The organism is Bacillus mesophilum (genome assembly GCF_008923265.1).
In the GTDB taxonomy this organism is placed as follows: Bacteria; Bacillota; Bacilli; order Bacillales; family Cytobacillaceae; genus Cytobacillus; species Cytobacillus mesophilum.
In genome coordinates this window covers 132,476-158,607 of record NZ_WBOT01000005.1, presented here as the reverse complement: position 1 = coordinate 158,607, position 26,132 = coordinate 132,476, and the positions used below count along the sequence as shown (strand labels likewise).

At 35.9% G+C, this 26,132-nt stretch carries 27 protein-coding genes and 2 pseudogenes; 26 read left to right on the top strand and 3 right to left on the bottom strand.

Features of this window, described 5'->3' with window-relative positions:
- Nucleotides 1-36 precede the first annotated feature (36 nt).
- From F7732_RS16090 to F7732_RS23485, 3 genes and pseudogenes are all read left to right on the top strand, one after another.
- Nucleotides 37-417 (top strand): VOC family protein, encoded by a 381-nt coding sequence (locus F7732_RS16090; protein WP_151575029.1) that lies wholly within the window; start codon nt 37-39, stop codon nt 415-417.
- Nucleotides 418-548: 131 nt separating this feature from the next.
- Complete coding sequence (locus F7732_RS16085) at nt 549-1,754, top strand: MFS transporter (protein WP_151575028.1); 1,206 nt, start codon at nt 549-551, stop codon at nt 1,752-1,754.
- Between the two features lie 161 nt (nt 1,755-1,915).
- Nucleotides 1,916-2,202 (top strand): annotated as a pseudogene (locus F7732_RS23485) (PTS glucose transporter subunit IIA).
- 370 nt (nt 2,203-2,572) lie between these two features.
- On the opposite strand, the gene F7732_RS16075 reads toward F7732_RS23485, so the two are convergent.
- A complete protein-coding gene (locus F7732_RS16075) occupies nt 2,573-3,481 on the bottom strand; it encodes a LysR family transcriptional regulator (RefSeq protein WP_151575027.1) in 909 nt (302 codons plus the stop codon).
- Between the two features lie 145 nt (nt 3,482-3,626).
- Between F7732_RS16075 and F7732_RS16070 the strand changes: the two genes are divergently transcribed.
- On the top strand, nt 3,627-4,649 hold the full coding sequence (locus F7732_RS16070; protein WP_151575026.1) for an alpha/beta fold hydrolase: 1,023 nt from the start codon (nt 3,627-3,629) through the stop codon (nt 4,647-4,649).
- Nucleotides 4,650-5,473: 824 nt separating this feature from the next.
- On the opposite strand, the gene F7732_RS16065 is transcribed toward F7732_RS16070, so the two are convergent.
- Entirely contained in the window at nt 5,474-6,811 is a 1,338-nt protein-coding gene (locus tag F7732_RS16065) for an S-layer homology domain-containing protein (RefSeq protein ID WP_151575025.1), read from the bottom strand.
- A 688-nt stretch (nt 6,812-7,499) separates the two neighbouring features.
- Here F7732_RS16065 and F7732_RS16060 point away from each other — a divergent pair.
- The 4 genes and pseudogenes from F7732_RS16060 to F7732_RS16045 all read left to right on the top strand — a co-directional run bounded on the left by F7732_RS16060 (nt 7,500) and on the right by F7732_RS16045 (nt 10,817).
- A pseudogene (locus F7732_RS16060) lies at nt 7,500-8,269 on the top strand (serine hydrolase).
- Nucleotides 8,270-8,548: 279 nt separating this feature from the next.
- Complete coding sequence (locus tag F7732_RS16055) at nt 8,549-9,496, top strand: D-alanyl-D-alanine carboxypeptidase family protein (protein ID WP_151575024.1); 948 nt, start codon at nt 8,549-8,551, stop codon at nt 9,494-9,496.
- A gap of 203 nt (nt 9,497-9,699) precedes the next feature.
- Nucleotides 9,700-10,368, top strand: coding sequence for a DNA alkylation repair protein (locus F7732_RS16050; RefSeq protein ID WP_151575023.1), 669 nt, complete (start codon nt 9,700-9,702; stop codon nt 10,366-10,368).
- Between the two features lie 218 nt (nt 10,369-10,586).
- Nucleotides 10,587-10,817, top strand: a complete 231-nt coding sequence (locus F7732_RS16045) for a hypothetical protein (protein ID WP_151575022.1) — start codon at nt 10,587-10,589, stop codon at nt 10,815-10,817.
- 117 nt (nt 10,818-10,934) lie between these two features.
- Here the strand turns inward: F7732_RS16045 and F7732_RS16040 are convergent, their stop codons facing one another.
- A complete protein-coding gene (locus F7732_RS16040; RefSeq protein ID WP_151575021.1) occupies nt 10,935-12,155 on the bottom strand; it encodes an MFS transporter in 1,221 nt (406 codons plus the stop codon).
- A 155-nt stretch (nt 12,156-12,310) separates the two neighbouring features.
- Between F7732_RS16040 and F7732_RS16035 the strand changes: the two genes are divergently transcribed.
- From F7732_RS16035 to F7732_RS15955, 18 genes are all read left to right on the top strand, one after another.
- Nucleotides 12,311-13,081, top strand: coding sequence for a MerR family transcriptional regulator (locus tag F7732_RS16035; RefSeq protein ID WP_151575020.1), 771 nt, complete (start codon nt 12,311-12,313; stop codon nt 13,079-13,081).
- Nucleotides 13,082-13,212: 131 nt separating this feature from the next.
- Nucleotides 13,213-13,884, top strand: a complete 672-nt coding sequence (locus F7732_RS16030; RefSeq protein WP_151575019.1) for an AlkZ-related protein — start codon at nt 13,213-13,215, stop codon at nt 13,882-13,884.
- A 138-nt stretch (nt 13,885-14,022) separates the two neighbouring features.
- Complete coding sequence (locus F7732_RS16025; protein ID WP_151575018.1) at nt 14,023-14,520, top strand: P-loop nucleotide/nucleoside kinase family protein; 498 nt, start codon at nt 14,023-14,025, stop codon at nt 14,518-14,520.
- A gap of 196 nt (nt 14,521-14,716) precedes the next feature.
- Complete coding sequence (locus F7732_RS16020; RefSeq protein ID WP_151575017.1) at nt 14,717-15,262, top strand: hypothetical protein; 546 nt, start codon at nt 14,717-14,719, stop codon at nt 15,260-15,262.
- Nucleotides 15,263-15,420: 158 nt separating this feature from the next.
- Nucleotides 15,421-15,768: a hypothetical protein gene (locus F7732_RS22690; RefSeq protein ID WP_161598901.1), complete on the top strand. Its 348-nt coding sequence runs from the start codon at nt 15,421-15,423 to the stop codon at nt 15,766-15,768.
- 343 nt (nt 15,769-16,111) lie between these two features.
- Nucleotides 16,112-16,663, top strand: a complete 552-nt coding sequence (locus F7732_RS16010) for a short-chain dehydrogenase (protein WP_151575016.1) — start codon at nt 16,112-16,114, stop codon at nt 16,661-16,663.
- Nucleotides 16,664-16,731: 68 nt separating this feature from the next.
- Nucleotides 16,732-17,052 carry a YqfO family protein gene (locus tag F7732_RS16005; protein WP_151575015.1) on the top strand — a complete coding sequence of 107 codons (321 nt, stop codon included), beginning with the start codon at nt 16,732-16,734 and terminating at the stop codon, nt 17,050-17,052.
- A gap of 191 nt (nt 17,053-17,243) precedes the next feature.
- Nucleotides 17,244-17,687 (top strand): GNAT family N-acetyltransferase, encoded by a 444-nt coding sequence (locus F7732_RS16000; protein WP_151575014.1) that lies wholly within the window; start codon nt 17,244-17,246, stop codon nt 17,685-17,687.
- 262 nt (nt 17,688-17,949) lie between these two features.
- Nucleotides 17,950-18,387 (top strand): PH domain-containing protein, encoded by a 438-nt coding sequence (locus tag F7732_RS15995; RefSeq protein ID WP_151575013.1) that lies wholly within the window; start codon nt 17,950-17,952, stop codon nt 18,385-18,387.
- A gap of 96 nt (nt 18,388-18,483) precedes the next feature.
- Entirely contained in the window at nt 18,484-18,855 is a 372-nt protein-coding gene (locus F7732_RS15990) for a VOC family protein (RefSeq protein ID WP_151575012.1), read from the top strand.
- Nucleotides 18,856-19,113: 258 nt separating this feature from the next.
- Nucleotides 19,114-19,734, top strand: coding sequence for a nucleotidyltransferase domain-containing protein (locus F7732_RS15985; protein WP_151575011.1), 621 nt, complete (start codon nt 19,114-19,116; stop codon nt 19,732-19,734).
- Nucleotides 19,735-19,844: 110 nt separating this feature from the next.
- Nucleotides 19,845-20,351: a DNA topology modulation protein gene (locus F7732_RS15980; RefSeq protein WP_151575010.1), complete on the top strand. Its 507-nt coding sequence runs from the start codon at nt 19,845-19,847 to the stop codon at nt 20,349-20,351.
- A 197-nt stretch (nt 20,352-20,548) separates the two neighbouring features.
- Nucleotides 20,549-20,701 (top strand): hypothetical protein, encoded by a 153-nt coding sequence (locus tag F7732_RS22685; protein WP_161598900.1) that lies wholly within the window; start codon nt 20,549-20,551, stop codon nt 20,699-20,701.
- 311 nt (nt 20,702-21,012) lie between these two features.
- A complete protein-coding gene (locus tag F7732_RS15975) occupies nt 21,013-21,213 on the top strand; it encodes a cold-shock protein (protein ID WP_066448645.1) in 201 nt (66 codons plus the stop codon).
- Between the two features lie 371 nt (nt 21,214-21,584).
- Entirely contained in the window at nt 21,585-22,082 is a 498-nt protein-coding gene (locus F7732_RS15970) for a hypothetical protein (protein ID WP_151575009.1), read from the top strand.
- 690 nt (nt 22,083-22,772) lie between these two features.
- Entirely contained in the window at nt 22,773-23,657 is an 885-nt protein-coding gene (locus tag F7732_RS15965) for a putative selenate ABC transporter substrate-binding protein (protein WP_151575008.1), read from the top strand.
- A 12-nt stretch (nt 23,658-23,669) separates the two neighbouring features.
- A complete protein-coding gene (locus F7732_RS15960; protein WP_151575007.1) occupies nt 23,670-24,425 on the top strand; it encodes a phosphonate ABC transporter ATP-binding protein in 756 nt (251 codons plus the stop codon).
- A complete protein-coding gene (locus tag F7732_RS15955; protein ID WP_151575006.1) occupies nt 24,418-26,031 on the top strand; it encodes a PhnE/PtxC family ABC transporter permease in 1,614 nt (537 codons plus the stop codon). The genes F7732_RS15960 and F7732_RS15955 overlap by 8 nt, the downstream gene beginning before the upstream one ends.
- Nucleotides 26,032-26,132: the final 101 nt, after the last annotated feature.

Here is a 26,132-nt window from a genome sequence, read left to right as displayed (position 1 = left end):
TTGAATCTTTGATTATAAATATAGGAGTGGATATAAGTGAAAATTGAACATGTGGCTATTTGGGTCAATGATCTGGAAGGTATGAGGGAGTTTTATGAAACATATTTTAATTGTAAGTCAAACTCTAAATATCATAATAAGGAAAAGATGTTTGAGTCATACTTTTTAACATTTAAATCAGGTGCACGATTAGAGATTATGCGTAAAGAAGGTATTAACCAGCATGGTAATGTTGACCATTTGGGGTGGGCGCATATTGCGATCTCTTTGGGAAGCAGGGACTGTGTTAATCTAATGACAGAGAGATTAAAAAATGAAGGTTACTCTACTATTAATGGCCCTCGTGTTACGGGAGATGGGTATTATGAGAGTGTTATAGAAGACCCTGAAGGAAATCTTATAGAATTAACTGTATAGAGAAATAGGTATAACCATGAAGTTTGTTCAAACGACAACCATGGTTTTATCTAGTTACTTATTAAATGTATTTAATAAGCATTTGTTTTCGGAAAGAATAATTAAAAGAATTAATAAAATGAGGTGTTAACATGACAACAATCCTTTTAGTCATCATATATTTGGCGTTTATTAGCTTAGGTTTACCTGACTCATTGTTGGGGGCAGCTTGGCCCGTCATGCAATCGGACTTAGGGGCTTCGCTTGAGACTGCTGGATTCCTTTTTATGACCATTGCAGGTGGTACAATCATCTCCAGTTTATTTAGTGGGAAATTACTTAAACGGTTCGGAACAGGTAGAGTCACCTTTGTCAGCGTCTTAATGACTGCTGGTGCTTTACTAGGATTTCATTTTGCTCCATCTGTTGTTTGGTTAGTGATATGTGCGATCCCTCTTGGATTAGGAGCAGGAGCTGTTGATGCAGGATTAAACGATTATGTTGCTATTAACTATAAGGCGCATCATATGAGTTGGTTACATTGCTTTTGGGGGGTTGGAGCTACTCTTGGTCCTATAATTATGGCTCAGTTTATGATGGGAGAGAACTCTTGGAGAAGTGGATATTTTGTTATTTCTGGCATCCAGTTTGCTTTAGTCATTATTCTTCTCTTCACTTTGCCTTTATGGAACAGAGTGACAAAAAATAGAAATATTATTGTAAAAGAAGAGGCTACAGAATTAAATGGAGTTACAAATGATGAAGAGGAGAAGGTACATAAACCCTTACAAATTAAAGGAGTAAAACTAGCGCTTGCATCCTTCTTGTTTTATTGTGGAGTTGAAGCAACTATGGGACTCTGGGGAAGTAGTTTCTTGGTAAATGTCAAAGGGTTAAGTGCGGCAACTGCTGCTGGATGGGTTTCCTTATATTACGCGGGAATAACAGTAGGTCGATTTATTACAGGCTTTATTACTTTTAAACTGTCTAACCGCACTCTGATTCGCTCAGGACAAATCATTGCGTTAATTGGAGCCATTATTCTATTCCTGCCATTACCATCTATTTTCTCACTTGTTGGTTTTATTATTGTTGGGTTTGGATTAGCACCAATTTTTCCGTGTATGTTGCATGAAACGCCTACACGTTTTGGAAAAAAACATTCTCAGACCATTATGGGCTATCAAATGGCAGTTGCTTATACAGGTACTACATTCATGCCACCTCTCATTGGTTTCATTGCGTCTCATTCAACCATCGGAATTTTCCCGATGTGTCTACTGATTTTTGTTGCAGTGATGCTGCTAAGCTCAGAAAAATTAAATAGCTTACTAAATAAGAAAGTTTTAGCAAAGTAACGACTTAAGTTCGACTGTGATGTTATGATCAATTATTTAAATGATTATTAGAAAAGTAAAAGGAGAACTAGCATGTTTAAAAAAAGTGTAAAAGCAGAGAATGAAGAATTTATTCTCCCCTTGATGGAGAAGTTGTATCATTAGGAAATGTTCCTGATCCCGTGTTTTCACAAAAAATGATGGGTGAAGGTATTGCAATCATACCAAGGCATGGAAACCTTACTGCCCCTGTAAAAGGAGAAGTAGTGCAAGTTTTCCATACAAAACACGCACTTGGAATAAATCTGACAACGGGTTAGAGCTGTTAATCCATACCGGTATTGATACGGTTGAACTAAATGGAGAAGATTTTCAGGTTCATGTAAAACAAGGACAATCGGATAATATAGGAGATCCACTTGTAAACTTTGACATCCCATTTCTAAAAAGCAAAACAAAGAGATCATAACACCAATTATTATAACTAATACTAATGAAAGATTAGAAAACATTAATCAAAATGCTCAGAAAGATGTATCTAACGGCGACCTTCTTTTTACTTGTAAATTAGAATAATTAGAGTTTTGTTGGCATTCCTATTACGAGGAATGCTTCTATATGAAAAAGAAATAAGTATTTGGATGCTATAAATTAAAAAATTGTGAAGAGTTGTACTTAAAGAAATGGGTGCTTTCCTTAAGTAAAGGGAAGCCTTTTTCTTATGTCGCTAAAGGGTCAGGTTTGTTGAATAAGGATCGGCAATTCTTGTAACGGAGTAGACTCTTATTGTGCAGTAATTTGTTTCATGAATTTAAGACAATATGTCAAAATGGTTTACACTATTTTGACATATTGTCTTCCGTTAGAGGTAGAACTTCCCTTGCTGCTTCAATAAAAGATAATATAATCGGTGAAAGCCACTTATCTTTATGCCATGCCATATGTGTATACACATCCAAGTTTTGAAATCGCCAAGGAAGAGCAACAAGTTCGCCACGTTCAACTTCGACTGCAGTTACTATTTTAGGAAGAAAAGCAATACCGATTCCTGAAATTGCGCATTGTTTAATGGCTTCTGCACTCTGAAACTCTAATGATGAAATTCTATCAATGTCTCGCTTCTTAAACGTTCGGTCAAACATTGTTCGATAGGGACAACCCTTTTCGTTTATCAGGAACACCTCTCCGTGAAAATCGTCAAGCTGTAATGCCGTTTGATTAGCAAGTGGATGATCTGGAGCAACGAAAAAGTGAAAAGTTTCTTCTATCAATGGCTCTACTGCAAGTCCAGTTGATTGAATGGGTTCGTCGAGTATAAAGGTGACATCGGAGGTTCCCTCAAAGAGTGTTTGTTTGAGTTGTTGATTTGGAACCGAGCGAAAGATGAGACGAACGCCAGGATGCCGAGAACGAAAAAGCTTAAAGATATCTGGAAGTCGATAAGCGCAAACAACTTCGTTTGCACTGATCGTTAAGGTGCCACTTAGAATTTCATTGTCATGAACGACACTCCGAGCTTCGTCCACTTTGTTTAGAACTTCCTGGACGTGAGTTAAAAAACGTTTACCCGCAGTTGTGAGAACAAGCTGCTTTCCCAAACGATCAAAGAGACGAACATCTAGTTCTTCCTCCAATGCTTTTATTTGCATTGTAACATTGGAGGGTACGTAGTTTAGTGCTTCAGCAGCTCTACTGAAATTTAATGTTGTTGCCACTGTATTAAACGTATTCAGCTGGCGCAATTCCACCATAATCCCCCCTTTTGATTTTCATTATTATTGAACACTGCTTTTAATTCTCTTCACTTTTATTGAAATTAACACGACTTTATACTGAATACAAGAAATACATTCTAAAATGCTTGTGTTTCATTTAAAAAGGAGTGATAACTCGATGGATAATTACGAGATTTTCAATTTAGGTGATGTAACCTTACAATCAGGAGTGACGTTACCAAGCGCTTTTCTTGCTTATAAGACTTATGGGAAGTTGAATAAAACTAAAGATAATGTTGTCATTTATCCAACCGCTTTTGGCGACCAGCATGTTAATAATGAATGGTTGATTGGAGAAGGCATGGCACTAGATCCACAAAAATATTTCATTATCGTTCCGAATCTAATAGGGAACGGTTTATCTTCTTCACCAAGCAATACTCCTGCACCGTTCGACAAAGCTAATTTTCCGCAGGTAACCATCTATGACAATGTTCAGTTGCAGTTTCGACTTGTGACCGAACAATTCGGCATTCAGAAAGTCGCTCTTGTAGTTGGATGGTCAATGGGTGGTCTTCAATCTTTCCAATGGGCGGCTAGTTATCCTGACATGGTTGACCGAATTGCCTCTTTCTGCGGAAATGCAAAGACTTGGCCGCAAACCTATGTGGTTCTCGATGGACTTAAGGCTGCACTCCTGGCCTCAGTTAGCTCGGAATATACCAAAATAAACAAGTTGACTTCTAAAGATATGCGTGCAGTTGGTCGCGTCTATGCTGGATGGGGATTATCGCAAACCTTCTATAAAGAGGAACTTTTTCGTGAAATGGGATTTGAGGAATTAGAAGATTTTGCAGTTGGAGTTTGGGAAAATAGCTTTATGAGTATGGATCCCCACAATGTTCTAGCCATGTTATGGACGGGACAACATGCAGATATTAGTGCAAACACAGGATATAACGGAGCGTTTGATGAGGCACTCAAAAGCATTAAAGCAGTTACTTATATCATGCCAGGAAGTACTGACCTCTTCTGTACGGCAGAAAATAACAAATATGAAGCTAATCTTGTACCTAATGCTGAATATCATCCTATCAAATCAGTCTGGGGTCATTTTGCCGGTCGTGGAATTAACAGAACTGATAATAAATTTATTGATGAAAATTTAAAACGCTTATTAGGACTTCAAAAAAACAGGTGAACTGTTTTTGATATACTATTATCAAGAGACGATTATCCTAGAATTAATCGTCTCTTTCTTTTGCTCGAGGACTATTGCGTAGTAAAAGGATAATAGGCAGTAAAAGGACATCCACTTAGTGCTAATTTGGTGAGCATAAATACATAAACAAACGGATGCCATTCTTCAAGTGCGAAGGATCGCATTCGTTTGTTTATTCAAGTAACGGCACCGCATTCCTAATAAGTGAAACCTTGCTTATGGTAAAAATGGGGCAGCATTCCTGTAATAAGTGAAACCTTGCTTATGATAGAAACGGGGCAGTTTACTTTAAGATAATATCCAATTACGATTTGCCGCTGTCACTTTCGTTAGCAGTAACTTGATTTGTATTACACCCCACTAACAAAAGGACCATCATTATACATAATAATGGTAACAGCCTTTTCAAAATAATCATCTCCTATTTAATTGGACAAAGAGACATGTTCTTCTTTACCGATATCAACATAATTTGCCAAAGTCAATAAATGAAATCTCCCTCCTGCACCTCACTCTCCGTATGTAACACTTCTTCTTTAGTCATTTCAGATTTGCTGCCGTTACTAGAACTTTCTTTAGAACCGCAACCGGCCAAAAAAATAATCATCAAACTTAATAATAAAACCATTTTTTTACAGACCTATTTTCGACAGATTCCGAGTTCTTTCGGGGCGTCACTGTGACGCCCCGAACCGAAACGCCTCGAAGACCCTGAACAACAAAAAACGAACCCAGCATTTCCCTGAGTCCGTTTTTTATTCAATATTCATTTTAAGACATGTTTCTGGCTAAAATATGTTTTCCTAGTACTCCTGATACGTCTCTCCATCTGTGACTATGCTTAATACACCATGATATATGTCTGAGTCTGCATTTCTTAATCTTTCGAGCAGTTCAGGGTATGGGTCAATGCCTTGTTCATCGTTAATAAAGGTAATGTCTGGACCAACCGCATCAATAAATGCTTGTGAATTTGCTGAACTGTCTCGGTGATTGGCTATTTGCAGTATTTCTGCATCGACATTGTGATTCTCCAGTAATTTTTGTTCGGCGGCTCCATTTATTTCGCCAGTGAATACAGTGTCAAAGTCTCTATATGTCATCTTTAGAGCAATTGCACCTTCTTCAATGCTTTCGCCCTCATCGTAAGCATTTAATGCCTGAAGGGAAAAGTGGTCTTCTTTTACTAAAGTCTTTCCTTCTTCTGCTACTTGAACTGGAATATTATACTGTTCTATTAACGATAGAAACTCTTTATTAGCAGCATTTTGATCTGGCATTCCGCTATGGATAACCTTCCCAATATCACCTTTGTATGCTTTCAATACAGAATTTAATCCTGCTATATGATCCTCTTGAGGTGTAGTGGATACGATTAAATCAATTTTACCTGTTCCAAAATTCAGGTTGTTTACATCTTCCAATAGTGTGGAATTTATTCCTCCACTATCTATTAGAATCAGATTATTATTCGGTTTTCTAATCACCGCATAGTCAGTATCTCCACCACTGACAAAATAAACAGTCATTTTTCTATGTTCCTGAAATTCTTCATTTAAGGCTCTAGCTAAAAAGGCTGAGAAATCCGATCTTCTAAGCCTATTGTCAGGTCTAAACGTATTGTTAGGGTAACCTGTTGTAATACCTGCAGCTATGATCTTTTTGGCGGAGGAATAGGCTTTCATTCCCGGTTTCACATCTAAAAAGTCTGTTTGTGCTTCTTCCTTCAAGTCGAAAGCTCTGGCAATAAATATGGCCATTTGTCCTCTGGTTACAGTCTGGTTTGGACGAAATGTACCATCTGGATATCCTAATATGATCCCTGCTTCTACTGCATCATTAATATAACCGCTTCCAAAATTCCCTTTCTTTACATCCGAAAATTTCGTATCGGAAGGAGTACCATCAAATCCTTTTGCTCTTCCTAACATCACTGCAGCCTGTGCACGAGTTACTGCTGCCTCATACCTAAAGGTGTTATCTGTGTAGCCACTCACAATGCCTTTGTCCACTAAATACATAATCTCATTGTAAAATCTATGGCCTGTTTTCAAATCTTTAAATCCATTTGCACTAACGCTGCCTGCAAATCCTGAAAACACCAACAAAATTGCTACAATCCATACAGCTAGCTTTTTCATAACATCCTCCTTATTTTCCAGATATAGCAATTATATATGGAATAAACTAGATAATCTATTAATATGGTAAAAGAAATCCAATTATTCTAAATGACCCGGATAAGATTCCTTTAAGTATCTATACTTCGACATATACCGAGTAGTTTCGGGGCGTCACTGACGCATAGAAACGCATAAAAAAAGAACCCAGTATTAACTCAGGTTTGTTTTTGTGCGAATAGACTCTTATGAAAGTAGTTTAAAGCGCTAAGCGTCTATAATAAAATGATACAAAATCCTTGATACACCTTATATATTTCCCCAACTGTGGCGATCGTTACTGCACCATGGTGTATTCCCGAGCCTGATGCTTTTAATCTTTCAAACTAATAGGTTCTTCCTTCTCAAAACAATCTTATGGACAACTTCACAAACGCAGTAAGCTGTTCAATGGGTAGTGATCTCTCAGTAGTAGTAGAACTAATTGTCTTAGTTTTGCCCTTTTACCATAATGTTCTAATTCAAGTAACGGTAAAGTGTAGTTCAATAAGCATGAAGGAATTCGATAAAAATTAATGTGAGCATGGGTCCATAAAGGATTAATGCTTATTTTTGTTGAATTTCTTATTTGTAATTTAATTGGGAAACTATTAGTTTGAAGTGCTTATAAATATGAATGATTGACTAAAAATTGAAAGTAGGAATTTGATTGAACCATTTAATAGAGAAACTAAAAGAAGTTGAACCAGGAGAATTAGGAATCCTTATTTATTCAAGCTTAAATAGAAAAATTGAATGTTCATACCACAAGATTTGTCCGTACCGCTTGCTTCTGCTGCAAAGGTAGTGCATGGTTACTGGGTCGCACGTCAGGTTGAAGAAAATGTATATAAATGGACTGATGAAATTAAGGAGATAAGTTTTAATCCAAAAGAAGATAGTAAGGAGTTGTACCCTCATTTTCAAAATAGATATAGTCTTTCACTCGAAGATGCAGTTGAAGTAATGATTGCGTGTCATGATAGTTACATTGCGAATCATATTGTTGAGTTCTGTGGTGGTTGGAAAAATGTAAGCCAAGATATTAACTGCCATTTTCCAAAAATCAATGTTACTAAGAATCCAAGGGATTTTAAAAATAATGGTGAACTGAATCAATTGCTTGAAGTTTTAAAGTTGATTTTTGAAGGATACGAGACCAAACCTGAGATATGGAATCCTATTATTAACGGATTAGTTAGACAGCGCGGAGAAATAGAAGGGATCCCACATTACCATTTGAACCATATCACTGGTGGATTGGATACCGTGGTTGTCGATATTGGGATCATCGGGGAATTTTCAAAAAAACCATTCTTATATGTATTGGCTGCTAAGGAATTACCAAATCGTTTATATGAACAACATGCAGATGAAATAATCATGGAAGTGTTAAGGAATTTATATAAAGAATATTGTAAACAGGATTGTAATAATTGAAGATTATTAGGTTACTAAATAACTTATGACTAGCAGGACAGAATCGTTTAAGTGCAATTATTCCCCAAAGTCGTAGAAAGGAGTACATTCAAGATTTAAATATTTTTATTTTATTATAAAAAGACCATACACGATTATTCAATATACTCTCACGCTTACTTGCGTCACTGAGTCTTTTTTAAAATGTAAGAAAAAAGTAAGAATTTATACAGTAAATATTAATAAAAGCTCTTTGTTATAGTGGTTTACTTGTATTAGAGAGGAGAGTAAATAAATACTATGACAAAAAAGATCATTGTAAGCATCACAGGGCTAATTGTGTTATTTTTACTTATTAATCCTACTTTTCGATTAGAATCAATTCAACCGATCAAACACTCTGATAAAAAATTAATTGGAGTAGAAAAAGCTGCAGATAAAAATAATGGTTTATTAAATGAGAGAGAATTAGAAGAAAATATAGCTAGTAAAAATGTCTACTTACTTAGGTTAGATCAAAATAAAGTACTTTATCAAAAACAGCCTCAAAAAGAAATTTCCATTGCTTCATTAACAAAGATCATGACAACACTTGTTGCAATTGAACAGCTTGATGAAATTCATGAACCTATGACAGTTTCTCCGGAAATGTTTTCAAAACTGTATGAAGAAAATCTTTCTGTAGCTGGTTTTTTACCAAATGAATCTGTTCGCGCAATTGATTTGCTTTATGGGGTCATGCTGCCTTCAGGTGCAGATGCTGCTCTTGCATTAGCTCAACACTTAGCGGGTTCGGAAGATAACTTTGTTAAACTAATGAATGATAAAGCAAAAACTTTAAATATGAATCATACGTCTTTTTCAAATGTAACTGGTAACGATCAGGCAAATCATTACTCTACAGCAGAAGACATAGCTATTTTACTAAAAGAGGCATTACAGAATCATACTTTTAAAGAGATCTTTACAAGTGAGCGTCACTCTACTGCAAGTACTAGTTTAAGAACCGAAGGAATTACCATGCATAGTACGATGTTTCAAATGATGTCCGATCAAACGATTGATTCATCTATACAGATTTACGGAGGCAAAACTGGTTACACAAGTCAAGCAGGCTTATGTCTTGCTAGTTACGCAATTATCAATGATGTTGAGTATATTTTAATAACAGCTGGAGCGGACGGTTCAAATAAAACCCCTCCATACCATATAATAGATGCTATTCTTGTATATGAAAGCTTGCTATAACATCAACTGATTTAAAGTGAGAGCTGGTCAACAAGCGTTGGTCGGCTTTTTTTCTGTAAACAATTAAGCTTCTGTACCATTCTAAAGATCAAATGAATAGGAAAAAGCAGGGATTCTTATGACCAGAATGGAAGTTAATTGAATGAATCATTATAAACTAGAATTAAATTTTATAAAAAAACATAAGCAAGGAGTGACATAAAATGATTGAAAATAAAGGTACAGAAATAAAAACCCCTTCAAAAGCAGAAAACATTCTAGCTCAGATCAATAGTAAAACGAAGCTAGGAGATTTACGAAAAATCGCAAAGGACATTAAAAAAGATCATGAACTAGCTATGGAACTTTGGTCAACTGAAGCGTATTTGCCGAGGCTATTAGCTATTTTAATAATGGACAAAAAAAATCTTTCACAAGACGTGCTAAATAAGCTTGATCAGGATATGCAGACCCACACTTTTGATGAGCGAAACAACTTAATGGATTGGTTAATGGCTAATCAACTCAGCAAAGACAAGAAGACAATTGCTTTAATGGAGTCATGGGAGAATAGCTCTTCTGCGCTCCAAAGGCGAACTTTCTGGTACTATCAAGCACGTTTGAGATGGACTGGACAAACACCTCCTGATAATACCGAATACTTGCTATCTGCATTAGAAGCGAATATTACCCAGGAAGAACCGGAAGTTCAAAGGGCAATGAATTTCACCGCAGGCTGGATAGGCGTTTATGATGAAAAGCAACGTGCACGCTGCATTACACTTGGTGAGAAAACAGGTCTATATAAACATGAAAAAGTAGCAAAAGGATGTACACCAAGTTATTTGCCTAAGTTCATTGCCATTGAAGCGAACAAAAGGCAAAAAAATTAGTTGACCTTGAAAAAAATTATCTACAATAAAATGGAAAGTAAAAGGGTGTGTGGATATCTATATGATGCTGGTTATAACGCGGGGATCATTGTAATGGCAATTACTGGTTTATCCATTGAAGGGAAGCTAAGAAAGGAGATTGACCAAAATAAAGAAATTATAAATTTATTAAACAACAAATAGACAAATCGTTCTTGAATTTTAGGGGGATCATCATAATGGAGGATAAACAAAAAAGCGGCAAAGGAATACTCCTGACGATTGGTTGGTTAACGGTGGCTTTATTAATGTTAAATTTAATGCCGCCCGTGTTCTTATTTATCCCTATAGCTCTAGGAGTTGTATTAAAGCGAGATTACCAGGGAGGTTCGGCTCTGATTATTATCGGCAGTATTAGCGGGATTGTGGGCTGGCTTTTAGGGATGTTTGTCATTAATAATATATTGTAGAAAATGAAACTAGATTTAACCTATTTTAAAAAAAGGCGATACAAATAGTGATATAACAAGAAAGACCACTTCCTTATAAAAGTGGTCTTTCTTGCTATACTTCTGTAAGGTACTAGATTAATAAGCAGACTTATATTGTCTAAATGTCTTTCCTTTCCATAAAATGATCAGAGCGATCAGCAATCCAACTGTGGAAAAGGACAAAATAACGTGCTGAATATCAATTCCTTTGGACACAAGTAAGGTTACACTTGCATAAGCAAGCGGATCAAAGCCGTTCATTGCCAGAAAGACGATGCTCATAACTCTTCCCATGATACGGGGATCTGTATCTTCCTGTGCTGAGGTAAAAAATGGGATCGAAACAAAAGTCATAGTGAAGCCAATTAAGAACGCTAATGCCGTCAAAACATATAAATTAGGAATCTGGCTAAATGCGATAGCTGTGATTAATGTGGCAACTAATCCAATCATCGAGGTTAATCCTCTATGTCGTATTTTTACGATACCAATGATGACTGTACTTACAAGCATCCCTATCGCTAAAGCGGTCTCAATGTAACTAAGATTAATCGGTGACCCTCCATACTTTTCTACTAAAATAGGAATGGCAATCGATATCGCTCCAAAGGCAAAGAAGTTTAAGGTAATTAAGACCAGAATTCCCGTAATTAAAAATTTATTTGCTTTCACATAGGAAAATCCCTCGATCATATCTTTAAGCGGCGTTTGTTTGATTGTATTGTCTATTGGACCTTCTTTTAAGAAAGGAGGAAACATAAAGAAGGCTGACAAAAGAACAACAATAGCGGACACTAAATACCCAATTGTTACGCCTCCGTACTCCATGATACTTCCAGATATAATGGGCCCAACAACAAACCCGGCCTGACCCAGACCCTGAATAATGGCATTTGCCTGTTTGATCTGGCTTTGATGCACCAGCTTTGGAATTAATGATGTTCCAGCTGGTCCAGAAAAAGCATCTAATGTTCCAAACAGGAATCCAAGAATGACTAGATACATAAAGGTTAATTGACCTGCATGGTTTAACGAAAATAGGATAACGAGCAGAATTCCTTGAATGGAACTCGTACTAAACATAATCGTCGTCTTCTTGAATTTATCTGCGAGAACCCCGCCAAATGCCATCATCAAAATGCGTGGCACAGTAGTGGCAATAAGTATAATGCCCAACGAGCTGGCAGAACCTAAATCCGAAATGACAAACCAAGTAGTTGTCATAAAAAACATGCTAAAACCGATGATCGCCAAAAAAGCTCCAATAAATAGAAATATAAAAGGGCGATTACGGAATAGTGATTGCTGCTGTTCCATCTAACATCTTCCTCTCAAATTGAATATGTACCCAATCTTAGATGGTGACGTTATGTCGTAGGCAAGAGTTTTTCGTCAAAAATTTAATAGTGGAATTTGTGCTTTGCATGTGACGTTACGTAACAGGTTAAAATGAAACTAGGGGAGGGATCTGCATGGAAGTAACCATCGGGCCATTTGCAAAAATGGCAGGAACAACAGTTAGAACTTTACGGTACTACGATAAAATTGGTTTGCTTTGCCCGAAAAACTACAATGAGAATGGAAATAAAATATATACAGCAGCTGAGTGGGAAAAATTTCAGCAAATTAATATATATAAACATCTTGGATTGTCTTTAAGTGAAATTAAAGAACAAATGAAGAATGAGAGATCGAAGAATCGGGAGCTGCTGTTGATGCAAAAGCAATTAATTTTAAAAAAACAGGAGGAATTGAGTGAAATTCTAGACGTGATCACAAGAATGGAACGTCTTTACAATAGTAAAGGTATTTCTGATGAAGATCTAGATGAGTTCGCCTTTATCATGCTCGATTTATTTAGGAGAGAAAAATCACAAATTCAATCATTTGAAAAACATTTTAACGATGACGAACAGCTCATGCAGCAATTGAATTTACTGAAAGATCCTGAATTCAAAAAAAAGATGGATAGAGAAATATGGAACTTGCTGCAGGCCATAAAAAGCTCCATCCAGTTTAATGATTCTGAAAGCAGAAAAAAAGTACAAGAAATTCTAACTGAAATGGATGCTTTATTTCCAGGCACTGTAACCTTCTTAAATATGACGGATGACGATATATTTATCACCGAGCATATTCACGAATTTAATAATTATTTCCCTGAAGATATTGCTAATTATATTTATATAGAAATGAAGGCTTATTATGAGGAAAAGAAAAATCAGATAGAGGAGGATTACTGAATTGTAAATTGCATTCAGTAATAATCTAAAAGAACAGCTGCTATTGGGCAGCTTCTTTTCGTTTTAGAAGGAAAGCAGTGTATACATATCGAAATAACCTTTTAACTTTACTCTAATCAGGAGGGACATTTATGAATGATGAAGTGAAAACTTATGATCAGGCAGTACGTGTGATAGAAGAGATCGGTCTACTTCCTCTTGCTCCTCTATTTCCAGACTTTCCTTCGCTAGATAGCGTCACTGATTCCGATTCTTGGCATTCAGGAACAGAGTATGATCCTTGGTTATGGAGAACACAATTTTCAGCTGATGGAATCGCTGGATATGGCAAATTCATAAAGAAAAAATCTATATTGGTCTCTCGTGAACTTCTACCTTATGTAAAAAGCGTGCTAGGTTCTGCTGACTCAGTTGAGGAGCGTTACTACAATGGAAATGTCTCAAAAGAAGCTTTCGAAATCTATAATATAGTCAGCGAAGAGGCTGGAATAGATACAAGAACATTAAGAGCTAGAGCAGGACTAAAGGAAAAAGAGCAAAAAAGGATTTTTGAAAATGCATTGTTAGAATTGCAAGGTTCAATGGATATCGTGATCTCCGGCATCCAAGAAAAAATCAACGAAAAAGGAGAAAAAAGCGGCTGGAACAGTACTGCTTTTGAGACCTATGATTCTTGGGTGATTAGAAATGGGATTCAGACCTTAAAGATAGAGAGAGAAGATGCAAAACAATTTTTGATCAGTCATTTTCAAAAAAAGTGCAGCATTGAGGGAATGAAGAAGATTGAAAAAATATTTGCCTGAATATCGACATTGTTTAATGATACGGTGTTTTGATTTAAGGAACCTGTCTCTATAACCCATTTTCAGTTAAGAGAAGCTGAGATTAGTTATGCGACAATCGGTATAAAGGTTAAAAATAAATTAGTGTGGAGTGAAAATATGAAACAAGTGGGGACACTTTTCTTTTTCTGTGGGAAAATGGGAGCTGGAAAATCAACGAAATCAAAGCAGTTGGCCACAGAGAAACAGGCTGTACTGTTATCTGAGGATGAATGGCTTTCATCTCTTTATCCAAATCAGATTGCAGCATTTGATGATTATCTAAAATTTTCAGAGCAGATTAAGCCGCTGGTAAAAAAGCATGTGCAAAATATATTAAATGTCGGTACTAATGTAGTGATGGATTTTCCAGCAAACACTCAAAAACATCGAAAGTGGTTTTTGGATCTGGCAATAGAGGTTAATGCAAGTCATCAACTTGTATTTCTTAATCTAAATAACGAGCAATGCTTACGTCAAATTGCACAAAGACGCAGCGAACAACCCGATAGAGCAGCTTTTGACACGGAAGCGGTGTTTATTCATGTTACTAAATTTTTTGAAGCACCAGAGGCATCCGAGGGTTTAAATATTCTAGAGTTCAGCGGAAAAGAATAATAAGGAGTTCAATAATTAATGAGTTAAGAAAACTGTTTGTTCTATAGATCCCTATAGGTTTAAATCAATGTAACGCTTGTAAAGCTGAACTGTTTACATAGTTTATCCAATTTCCATGTTACATTAATACTTGAAAAAGGATAGTCAGGATCTAGGTGGGAAAAAATACCCTTAAAATAAACCGAGGATGATCCGGATGAATAGAAAAGCTTCTCATATATTGCTGGCACTTAGTTTCCTGTTAATTGGAAGCACTACCGAGAAAGTACATGCAACTGAGATTGATGATGCTCCATCTCCCGAAAAGTTCTTTGCCGATATTGGATATAAAACCCCTGGTGAAGCAATTAAGGAGTTTGAACAGCATTTTAAACAAGATTTAAAATTGCCGCTTAAAATACCACCGATTGCCTTTACTCATTATTTGGGGAGATTTTGTGATTTAGAAGGCGACTTAAACGATTCTTTAGATTTAACGTTTATCAATATCAAATCACCAGAAAATCATTACTCACTGGATGTAAGCCACGTGAATAACAAAATCATATTAAGAGATAGAGGCAATCAGAAAACCTATACCTTAAAGAATGGTCAAAAGGCTGTCTATGTATTTGAAACAAGCTCTAATATCCTTATTTTTGAAAAAGGGAATTGGCAATACATGCTTGGAATTGATAACCGGATAGCTGATATAGTTACACCTGAAATGTTAATAGACATTGCTAATTCTATTGAGTACTAACGAGAAGCTGCTGTGGAGGCAGCTTCTTTTATTAACTATAGATTTGGTTTGTGTGTAAATGAATTTGGCGGGAATCTGTCCCTATAACTCCTGAATGACTATATGGTAAAATTTGGGTAGTAGAGAATCTTACAAGGGCAAAGGTAAGGGGGAGACCTATGAATCAAGTGTTTTCAATATATATGAAAGCAGTCAGAAGAGATCTTTTTTTACTTCTGGCAATTATGGTTATTAGTATCCTCACCTATCCATTTTGGTTAGGGTTTCCTTTATTTTATTCAATCATCACGATGCCTTATTTTGCTCCTATTCTATTTCCATTCATTTCTTCATTTTTGCTCTCGTTAGGATTTTTATATACCAATATAAATGCAGCAAAGGAACTGCATAATAATAGCCAGCGCAGTATCTTTCATTGGACGTTATATTTTCAAATACGAATTTTTGGCATTATCTTTTTATTTATTTTTACGGGCTATATGGTGATTCTATATCTAAGCCAATAGTTTGCACCGAACAAGAATGGATAGATTTATTCCCAAATAACAAAGCGATTCAAGGGTTTTATGCGATGACTTTATACAATGTGAAACAGCATGAAAAGTTAATGGAGTTATTACTGAAAGTATTGATCCATACAACGCATGATGAAGAAATAATAGGTTATAAAAAAGCCATAGAATTTTATGCGGACAAAGTGGATGAGGTATGGGAATAGGCTGTGAATCATGCAATTAAAGGAGCGGAAGAACTATTTCAATGTGCTGTTTTTTTGGTTAAAACAGCAATTAATGGTACCTATCAATCTTTTTAACTAAGGAACCTGTCCCCAGAATGGAGGAAATACAAGTGAAGCATGCATTAGTTATTGGTGGGACTGGTATGTTATCAGGAGTTTCAATTTGGTTAATAGATAACGGTTATCATGTGTCGATCATTGCGAGAGACGCTGAAAAAATGAAGCAGCTTCAAAAAGAGGCCAGTTCTAGCAGCCAATTAACCCCGCTATTAGTTGATTATAGGAATAATGATAAATTAATAGAGAAACTAAAAGTAACAATCAAGCAAAATGGAGAGATAAATATAGTCGTGGCATGGATCCATTCAATTGCGGAAAATGCTCTTCAAAGTATTATTAGTGAGGTTTCAAAAGAAAGCAATTCTTGGGAGTTATTTCATATACTAGGCAGTCGTTCAAATTTAGAAGAAATAAAAAATAAGCTTGCTGCACCTTCCAGTATTGCATATTATCAAGTTCAATTAGGTTTTAAAACGGCAGGTTCTCAGTCAAGATGGTTAACGCATAGGGAAATTTCTGAGGGCGTAATTGAAAATATTAAGAAGAAAAAACAAGTGCTTATTGTTGGGCAGGTTGAGCCTTGGGGAAATCGTCCAAATTGACGATTTGATAAAACGAATGAGGAACAGTTTTTTGTTAGAGCATTAAAAATATGAATTGAGGAATTAACATGGAGTTTCAATACGTGAAAGTAGAAGTACTTTTGCCAGAAGAGTACATTGAAAAGGTAAGAAATGAGCTAAATAATATAGGTGTTCTAAAAGTTGGCGCTTATGATAATGTAGTGTCATATTCTTTTGTAAAGGGGTATTGGAGACCATTAGAAGAGGCCAATCCTTTTAACGGAACAAAAGGAGAGGTTTCTTCTGGAACAGAGTGTAAAATGGAATTTAGATGTTTATTTGAGAGAATCAAAGAAGCAGAAATGCTAATTAGAAGTATTCATCCTTATGAAGAACCTATAATAAATATAATACCAATACTAACCTAATAAGTGACTATGTTACCGGCATAATTTAAAGGAATCGACTGATCCTGGTGGACGGGAAATTATTTTAAACTTCTCCAAAGAGTGAGGGGAAAGGTAGAAATTGATCGGAATTAATTAGTAAGGAAGCAAAAGAAATTATTGATCCTATAAAGTTTATTTTCGATTGTAAAAAGAACAAGAGGTGTATTTGAATGGGATGGAAATTAAAGGCATTTGATGAGTTAACAAATATTGAACTATACAATCTTTTAAAAGAAAGAACTTTAGTTTTTGTGGTGGAACAAAATTGTCCTTACCTAGAAGTCGACGGTAAAGATCCTTCTTCATATCATCTTTTTAAAGAAGATAATGGAGAAATCATCGCATATTCAAGGATTTTACCTGCGGGAGTTTCCTATCAAGAAGCTTCAATTGGAAGAGTCTTTGTTAAGAAAGAATACAGGGGACAAGGAATTGCAGAGGAACTTCTAAAGAATAGCCTCGACTTTATTCAAAACGAATTAAAAGAAACAAATGTTAAAATCCAAGCTCAAGACTATTTAAAAAAATTCTATCGTTCTTTTGGTTTTCAAACTATATCCGAAACATATTTAGAGGATAATATCCCTCACGTCGATATGCTTTTACAAAGATAATACGGTCTTAAAGTTGTTAAAAGGTTGCCTTGGCCATTGTGTCCTTGTTTTTACGTGCAGCTAAAAATATAACACCGGAACATTACTTATTTCATTGAGTTTTAGCATATCAAAAAGAATCTGCTAAGGGTGCAGCTTCTTTTTTTACATAATACTTAGTTTTTGCGTGAATGAATTAATTCGAGGGAACTGTCCTCAAAGTTCTTAAGTCTATCTGAAACTAAACATACATTTGAATCGTAAAAAGTTCAGAGGTGATAAAATGTATTTTCCGTCGAAAAAAGACTTATGGATGACAATCGTTATTTGGCTATTTGCCGTTTTATTTATTGTTCCGCCTATATTATTTCCTGATTTTGGCGTATGGATGACTCCTGAGTTCTTAAATAAACAGTGGATAAAAGTGGTGATCTTATGTCCGATTGGTTTTGGCTTATTATGGATTTGGTTCAATACAGGATATTCAATAAAAGATAATATACTTAAAATCCAGTACGGGCCATTTAAGAAGGTAATCAAAATTGAAGAAATTCAAAGCATTAGGCAAACCACAAATCCATTTACAGCTCTCTCACTTTCAATAAACAGAATTGAAGTTAACTACAGAAAATATAATACGATACAGATCTCACCTAAGGATATGAATGGATTTTTAACACAGTTGATGAAGATAAATTCTGGTATATTAATAAAAAAGTAGGAATCAAACTGGGCAGGTTAATTCAAAAATTGGAAGGAAAAAGGTATATAGTAAGGGAATATTTGATATAGCGGATTAAATAAAGGAGAGAATGATATGAGTAAATCATTTATTGATCAAGTCCATTATATTAGAATTCCTGTAAAAGATTTAGACCTGTCTGCACAATGGTATAGTGATGTACTAGGGCTTCAGGTACTAAACACTACCGAGGAACGTGTAATATTGAAAGTAAATGAAGGCCCTTTTTTACTGATCTTAGTTCCTACCAAAGATGAAACATTTGCACATTTTACAATTGATAATAAACAAGAATTTAGCATTGGTTTTACAAGTCCTGAATTAGCTAAATTTCATCAGCACTTAATTGATCATCAAGTTAAGGTCGACGAGATACAAGAGGATAACGGTCATTCCTTTTTCCACTTTTATGACCCAAACGGCAATAAACTTCAAGTACACTGGTAAAATTATAACTAAATAAATCACCTTTATTACATGAACTAGTGCTTAAATTCTTCATCAGCTGCCAAAACAGGCGGCTTTTTCTCTTTTTTCATGATAATTGATTATTCTTTTACCATTGGACTTGGACCTCCTTATTTTAGATCAGGAAAGTATAACATAGTTTCAAATTTTTGTTTGCAAAATTCTGATTATTTATTGTTTTTAGCAATCTACTTTGAAATGACACCACATCTAATTTCTGAAAATGGAGTTGAAATCATGAGAGAAACGTTATTATTCGATAGAGTGACAAAGTATCTAATACAAAAATACAATTGCCACACAGTAATATTACATGGCTCATATAGTACTGGTGATTTTACTGAAGAAAGTGACTTAGATATTGTTTGTTTCTCAGATAATACAGAGGATAAGAATGATGTAGAAGTTTTTGAAGGTATACAGTTGGATGTTTGGATATACGATACAGAAAAAATGGCGAACCCTGAGCAATTTTTGCATATTAACAGTGGAAAGATATTGGAGGACAAAAAGGGTCTTGCCAAAAAGTTCCTGTTAAATATTGAGGATATATTTAAGAATGGTCCGGATCAACCATCGAATGAAGAAAAAGAGTTTTTGAAAGCATGGCTGAGAAAAATGTATCTGCGGTCTAATAAGAATGACATTGAAGGCAATTATCGGTTACATTGGATGCTTAAAGATAGCTTAGAAATCTACTTTGCTCTTAATGGTTTATGGTATTTAGGACCAAAAAAGTCATTGATTTGGCTTCGGGAGAATGATGAGGTGGCTTATAACCTTTTTAATAATGCTTTATCAAAAAGTGCTAAAAAGAATAATATTGAAGAATTACTTGATTACTTGAATAGAATGTAGAAGTTTTTTTCGCTACAGAATATATCAAATTAGTTCCAGCCCACCAATTAGGCAGCTTCTTCAGTTTCACAATAGGGGCAAGATTGTTATATAAGGGAGAGCATATGTATATGAGAAAGATTGTACTTATAGGCTCAGGGGGAGCAGGCAAGTCCATATTAGCAAGGCAATTAGGTGAAGTGCTTAAAATAGATGTTTATCATCTGGATGCTTTATTTTGGAAGCCTAATTGGGTAGGTGTTTCAAAGGATGATCAAAGGAAAATCCAAAATAAGCTAGTGGAAAAAGAAGAATGGATAATTGACGGGAATTATGGTGGCACAATGGAGATTAGATTGAATGCAGCAGATACAATCATTTTTCTCGATATTCATAGAACAATCTGTGTTTACCGTGTTTTCAAAAGAATATTACAATACCGAAACAAAACAAGACCTGATATGGGGGAGGGTTGCAAAGAAAGATTTGACTTAGACTTTTTAAAATGGATATGGAATTATCCCAAAACGAAAAGACCAGAAATTTTAAAGAGACTCAATCAAATGTCTAAAGGTCAACGAGTTATCATTTTAAAATCACCCAAAGAAGTTAAACAGTTTTTAAAAAAAGTTGAATGATTTTTTTCTTTTTATTTATTTTAGATTGATTTTATAGCATAAGAGCTGCCTAATGGCAGCTTCTTTCATTTTACTAACGGGTCAGGGGGTGGGAGAAGGATAACTTGATAATCTTAGAATTTAAAGGAAATAAGGGTTCTTAAAAGAATATTTTAAATAATTTAAATTCTCATAATCATGTCAGGAGATGAATTTATTTGTTTGAAACAGAAAGAAGTTTGATTAGAAGCCTGCAAAAATCAGATTATGTTGATGTGAAAAAAATATATGTTAATAAGGAAGTGAGAAAATATCTTGGTGGCATACGCCAGGACGATGCTATTCAAGCTGTAATTAGAAAGAACAACTAGCAGATTTGGAGCGGAGCGAGCGATTTATTGTATCAAATCATCCTAACTAAACCCAACGAAAACCTTCTTAACTAAAGGGTGTGTTGCTTGAATAAAATCTATATAAGATACTAACGCAAGTGCGAAATTTGAGTGTAGCAAAAATGTTTGAGTATATAGTTTCTTGCAAGTGTTTATATAAAGTGTTAAACTTTAGAAGAGTTATTTTTGTTCGGTGTAAAGGATAGTAAGTTTAGCTTTTCGTCTTGATGATCACTGAGTGCAAGGATAGTACCAAATTGTGTGCAAAGCACACAGCAGGAGGAAACATAATGGAACAAGGTAAAGTAAAATGGTTTAACGCAGAAAAAGGTTTCGGATTCATCGAGCGTGAAGGCGGAGAAGATGTATTCGTTCATTTCTCAGCAATCCAAGGCGAAGGGTTCAAATCTTTAGACGAAGGTCAAACAGTTACTTTCGACGTTGAGCAAGGTCAACGTGGAGCTCAAGCAGCAAACGTGCAAAAAGCTTAATAACAAGAAAAAAACAGACTCTTTATAGAGTCTGTTTTTTTATGTAAAATAAGGAGTCCTAAAAGGGCACATCTAAACAAATAAAATTAAAAAGTAATCAACGCGTATCACATAATTAAGCAAGAAAGCTCTAATTTAATTAAAAGAGTTGATGAATGACTAAAAGTGTTAACTGGAAAAACTTTCAAAATTTCCAACTCTTATTGGATAACCTAAGAATGTGAGCTAAGTTGATATTTTTTAAGAATGACTCAATATTTCAAGTAGTATTCTTGTTCAAGATCAGCTGCCAAATAAGGCGGCTTTTTATAGACGAATTTTACTCTCCAAGAGGGTGACAGATAAGTAAATGATATTTGGGGGAGTTTATAGTGCAGCTGTTCAAAGGTGGAAATGGTCAAAAGATTAGTAATTTTAATTCCAAAATACTTATTGGGATATTAATTGTTTTTGTCCTTATTACTTTAAAACTATTCATCAATTTTTTAGAATTTAAAGATATTAAGGAAAAGATAGTTGACGGGGAGCCAAAGGCTTTTGAATGGTTTCTAAAGTCCGTTGATGCACAGGTTGAGCTTGTAAATTCTTTAAATGTTGAAACAATAACTGAGGAAGAAAGAGAAATTTATTCATCTAATTTATCATCATTAAGAAATCATGTTCAAAGTATGTTGTTTTTATCTTCAGTAAACAATGATGATAGTATGAGATTTGACGGTACATGGATAGAGTTTTATCAATTGAATGGAAGGTTGATGCTTGAATATGATCCGGAAAAATTTAAACTCTTAATTAAGGAAATCACAGATAAACATGAAGAGCTTGAAGCATATCGAACTATATTTAAAGCTGAGAACCTTTCTATTTAATCTAAGAGATACTGTATAGAGGTTGTTGGTGAAAGATATTTTTTTACCAAACGAATACATTTTTTTGTTAACGCGTTTCTTATGAGAAACATTTTAAGTTAACTATTGATTCGAATGATAGAATTATGAATTTCTAAAAATTGGATTTTATTGTAGCTGCTAAATATAATTTCAGAACATGAGTGAAATGGAGCGGAGGACCCTCGACTCCTGCGGGCTGAAGAGCAAAGGGTGAGACCCCGCAGGAACGGAGTGACGAGGAGGCTCAGCTTGCTCCCCGCGGAAAGCGAGGGTCCGCAGCGCAATGGAACGGACTTGTTTTAACATTTTAGCAGAGCTCGGATTGATCGTGTTTTAAGAGGGTTATTTGTGTTTTGTCTTCTTCTCATCTTGGCACTTCTAATGAATAAATGAGTAATTGTGTTTAAATACAGGGTACTTTAGTTTAACAGACTTTAAAATAATCTACCTAATATATCAAATATTGAACCAAGCTAAAAACTCCATTTTGACCACTTTAAAATGGGGTTTTTATTCGTTATTATAAGGAGTTTGATTTTGCTCACACATCTCAGATCACTCCATGAATATAAATTTAAACAGAATCTATCGTATAATTGTTTTATGACAACAGTCGACAAGAGGAGTATAATAACTAGTTGTTTCAAGTACATAATAGGAGGTTTTCTAATGAAGGCTTTTAAGATTGGATTTATTTTATTGCTTATGGTGCTTATTACAGCTTGTGGACAAGACAATAGTGCGGATAACAGTGATACACAAGAACAGGAAACATTTAAAATCGGTGCAATTCCAGATCAGGATGCGGCTGAATTAAGCAGGAGTATGGATGGAATTGCGGATTACATAGCAGAGGAGACAGGGTTAAAGGTTGAATATGTTCCTTCGGTCGATTATTCTGCTCTTGTTACTGCATTTGATCGCGGAGAAATTCAATTAGCATGGTTTGGTGGTTTAACAGGTGTTCAAGCACGTAATTTAGTTCCAGAAGCTGAAGCAATTGCACAGCGTCCTCGGGATGAGGAGTTTACTTCTGTCTTTATTGCTCAGAGTGATGCTGGAATAGAAAGCTTAGAAGATTTAGAGGGAGCCTCATTTACTTTCGGGAGTGAAAGTTCAACTTCTGGTCATTTAATGCCAAGACACTTTTTAATGGAAGCAGGCATTACTCCAGAAGAAGATTTTGATGGAGTGCCTAATTATTCTGGATCACATGATAAAACCTATAAGCTTGTAGAATCAGGTGCTTTTACCGCTGGTGTTCTAAGTGAGGCTGTATGGGAAAGTGCAGTAATTGATGAAAAAGTCGATCCTTCAAAAGTGAAAGCTTTTTATACAACACCAGAATACTATGATTACAACTGGACAATTAATACGGTTGATGACACTTTCGGAGATGGAACAAAGGATAAGGTGAAAGAAGCGATTTTAAACATGGGAAGCGGACAAGCAGATTATCTAGACCTGTTCCAAACGGATTCTTTTATCGAAACACAAAATGATAACTATAAAGATATTGAAGAAGTAGCCAAACAGCTTGGCATCATTAAGTAGCAGGTGAAATAGATGAATGACAGCAGCATTGACGTTACAAATATGACGGTGGCATTTGGGCATAAACATGCTCTCTCCTCCATCTCTCTTTCTATAAAAAGCGGTGAACAAATCGCCTTAATAGGTCCTAGCGGAGCAGGCAAAACGACATTTCTTAATAGTTTAGCTGCACTGACTGTTCCAACTGAAGGAGAAATTGCTCTTATAGGTCAGAATGTACGCAATATGAAAGACCCGAAGCGGCGTGCTAAAACCATTGGTATGATTCGGCAGCAATTTGATTTAGTGAACGAGCTGCCTGTCATTCATAATGTACTAGCAGGGAGGCTTTCGGAGTGGGGCTTGCTTAAATCATTGCTGTCACTTGTTTTCCCTCAGGAAAAACAGGCAGCCATACAAGCCTTAAAAAAAGTTGGGCTGGCAGACAAACTATACACGAAAACAGGGCTTCTCTCTGGCGGAGAGCAGCAGCGGGTGGCAATGGCCCGCTTGCTTCTGCAAAATCCGGCCATTATTCTAGCAGATGAGCCTGTCGCTTCCCTTGACCCGGCACGATCAGAAGATCTTTTGCAAATGCTGATAAAGCTTGCTGCAGAGGGGAATCAAACCCTTATAGCCAGTCTCCATTCTGTTGATTTCGCTCTAACCTATTTTTCAAGAATTATCGCTTTGAAAAACGGAAAGTTATTTTTTGATTTAAAAAACAATGAAATTACGAAGGATAGGCTGTCTGAGTTGTATGCAATTGAGGAAGAGCAGAATGACTAAAATTTATGATGTTCATAAACGCTTATTTTTGACGCTCTTCCTAATTGGAATCTTTCTATGGTCGCTTTCTTCAGTCACATGGAACAGTGATCTTGTACACGGAAGCGGCATGGATACCCTAATGGAGATAGTATCAGCTCTTTTTATGCCGGATTTATCAGGAGAAATACTTACTGTAGCGCTGGAATCAATGATCATCACAGTGGTGTATGCTGTGGCAGGTATGTCACTGGCATTGGTTTTAGCTTTTTTCCTCGGTATTTTTGCTTCTGGGATACTAGCTGAAACAAAGGCTGGAAAGATAGTGTCTTCCAGCTTTTTCAGAGGCATTTTGAGTTTTTTGCGAGCAATTCATGAGCTGGTATGGGCATGGCTTTTTGTTGCGTCCTTCGGGTTATCTCCATATGCTGCGATCCTCGCGTTAGCACTTCCTTACGCAGGCATTTTGGGAAGAATATTTGCCGACCTGCTTGCTGATGTGCCCAAAGAACCTATCGAGAGTTTAAAATTGGCTGGTGCAAGCAAATGGCAAACCCTTCTATATGGATATTTGCCGCAGGTCAGAGCAGGCATTCTCAGCTATGTGATGTATCGTTTTGAATGTGCTATTAGATCTTCAGCTATTATGAGTTTTGTTGGGCTAGGGGGAATCGGTTATCAGATTCAGCTATCTTTAGATGACTTGGCGTACAATGAAGTGTGGACTTTTTTATATTTTTTAATCGCCATGGTTCTATTAATAGACCTCTGGAGCAGATACATACGCCATTCTGTTGCTGCTTCTGCAGCCAAGCAGTGGTTTAAGTTTCTTATCCCAGCTGCCCTTTTGTCAGGTTCATGGATTTATATTATTTTTGTACAGAAAGCTGAGTTTCTATCATTATTTTCTTCAGAGAATATACTGTATGTGAAAGAATTTTTCAGCGGATTAGCGGGATTAGAAGAGGAAGAACCAGCTTTTTTAAGCGGACAAGCCTGGATGGAGGCTCTTCAGCTCACCTGGGAAACACTGAAGATGAGCATTATGGCAATTGGAATATCGGCGGTTTTAATGATGATCACCGTCCTGCCTGCTGCCCGGAATATAGCCGATGGATCATTAATACTTCAAAAAAATTGGTATAGTCAATTGCTGTATGGTATTATTCGGATCATTTATATTTTTAGCAGAGCCATACCAGAACTGATATGGGCAATGATGATTATCTTTGTATTTAAACCTGGCATTCTTCCTGGCGCACTAGCTCTTGCACTGCATAACTTTGGTATTCTTGGCAAGCTGTGCGCAGAAACCATTGAGGATAGTGATGAACGGCCGATAAAAAATCTGGCTGTTGCCGGCGCACGAAAATACCAGTTATTATTCTATGGAATCCTACCGGCTGTTTTGCCTAAATTCCTTTCTTATATTCTGTATCGCTGGGAAGTGATCATGCGTACTACCATTGTCGTCGGATTTGTTGGTGCAGGGGGACTTGGCCAGCAATTTAAAATGAGTATGAGCTTTTTTCATTATTCAAGCATCACACAACTGCTATTATGCTATATTGTGCTTGTATTCATCGCGGACGCATTTTCTGAAGGAGCACGCAAGGCGGTAAAGTAATAAAGTTTCTTTTCTATATAGTAGTCATTACAGAAAAAAGCGGTCTTTTCTCAACATCCAGTTGGGAAGCGGCTGCTTTTTTTGGGTCATTCTTTGTAATT

Coding starts and splice junctions, on each gene's coding strand:
- F7732_RS16020 (WP_151575017.1), top strand. CDS start 14,717: ATGAATAGAAAAGCTTCTCATATATTGCTGGCACTTAGTTTCCTGTTA.
- F7732_RS15995 (WP_151575013.1), top strand. CDS start 17,950: ATGTATTTTCCGTCGAAAAAAGACTTATGGATGACAATCGTTATTTGG.
- F7732_RS15960 (WP_151575007.1), top strand. CDS start 23,670: ATGAATGACAGCAGCATTGACGTTACAAATATGACGGTGGCATTTGGG.
- F7732_RS15965 (WP_151575008.1), top strand. CDS start 22,773: ATGAAGGCTTTTAAGATTGGATTTATTTTATTGCTTATGGTGCTTATT.
- F7732_RS16025 (WP_151575018.1), top strand. CDS start 14,023: ATGAAACAAGTGGGGACACTTTTCTTTTTCTGTGGGAAAATGGGAGCT.
- F7732_RS15990 (WP_151575012.1), top strand. CDS start 18,484: ATGAGTAAATCATTTATTGATCAAGTCCATTATATTAGAATTCCTGTA.
- F7732_RS15980 (WP_151575010.1), top strand. CDS start 19,845: ATGAGAAAGATTGTACTTATAGGCTCAGGGGGAGCAGGCAAGTCCATA.
- F7732_RS15955 (WP_151575006.1), top strand. CDS start 24,418: ATGACTAAAATTTATGATGTTCATAAACGCTTATTTTTGACGCTCTTC.
- F7732_RS16040 (WP_151575021.1), bottom strand. CDS start 12,155: ATGGAACAGCAGCAATCACTATTCCGTAATCGCCCTTTTATATTTCTA.
- F7732_RS15985 (WP_151575011.1), top strand. CDS start 19,114: ATGAGAGAAACGTTATTATTCGATAGAGTGACAAAGTATCTAATACAA.
- F7732_RS16035 (WP_151575020.1), top strand. CDS start 12,311: ATGGAAGTAACCATCGGGCCATTTGCAAAAATGGCAGGAACAACAGTT.
- F7732_RS16065 (WP_151575025.1), bottom strand. CDS start 6,811: ATGAAAAAGCTAGCTGTATGGATTGTAGCAATTTTGTTGGTGTTTTCA.
- F7732_RS15975 (WP_066448645.1), top strand. CDS start 21,013: ATGGAACAAGGTAAAGTAAAATGGTTTAACGCAGAAAAAGGTTTCGGA.
- F7732_RS16030 (WP_151575019.1), top strand. CDS start 13,213: ATGAATGATGAAGTGAAAACTTATGATCAGGCAGTACGTGTGATAGAA.
- F7732_RS16055 (WP_151575024.1), top strand. CDS start 8,549: ATGACAAAAAAGATCATTGTAAGCATCACAGGGCTAATTGTGTTATTT.
- F7732_RS16005 (WP_151575015.1), top strand. CDS start 16,732: ATGGAGTTTCAATACGTGAAAGTAGAAGTACTTTTGCCAGAAGAGTAC.
- F7732_RS16045 (WP_151575022.1), top strand. CDS start 10,587: ATGGAGGATAAACAAAAAAGCGGCAAAGGAATACTCCTGACGATTGGT.
- F7732_RS16085 (WP_151575028.1), top strand. CDS start 549: ATGACAACAATCCTTTTAGTCATCATATATTTGGCGTTTATTAGCTTA.
- F7732_RS16050 (WP_151575023.1), top strand. CDS start 9,700: ATGATTGAAAATAAAGGTACAGAAATAAAAACCCCTTCAAAAGCAGAA.
- F7732_RS22690 (WP_161598901.1), top strand. CDS start 15,421: ATGAATCAAGTGTTTTCAATATATATGAAAGCAGTCAGAAGAGATCTT.
- F7732_RS16070 (WP_151575026.1), top strand. CDS start 3,627: ATGGATAATTACGAGATTTTCAATTTAGGTGATGTAACCTTACAATCA.
- F7732_RS16000 (WP_151575014.1), top strand. CDS start 17,244: ATGGGATGGAAATTAAAGGCATTTGATGAGTTAACAAATATTGAACTA.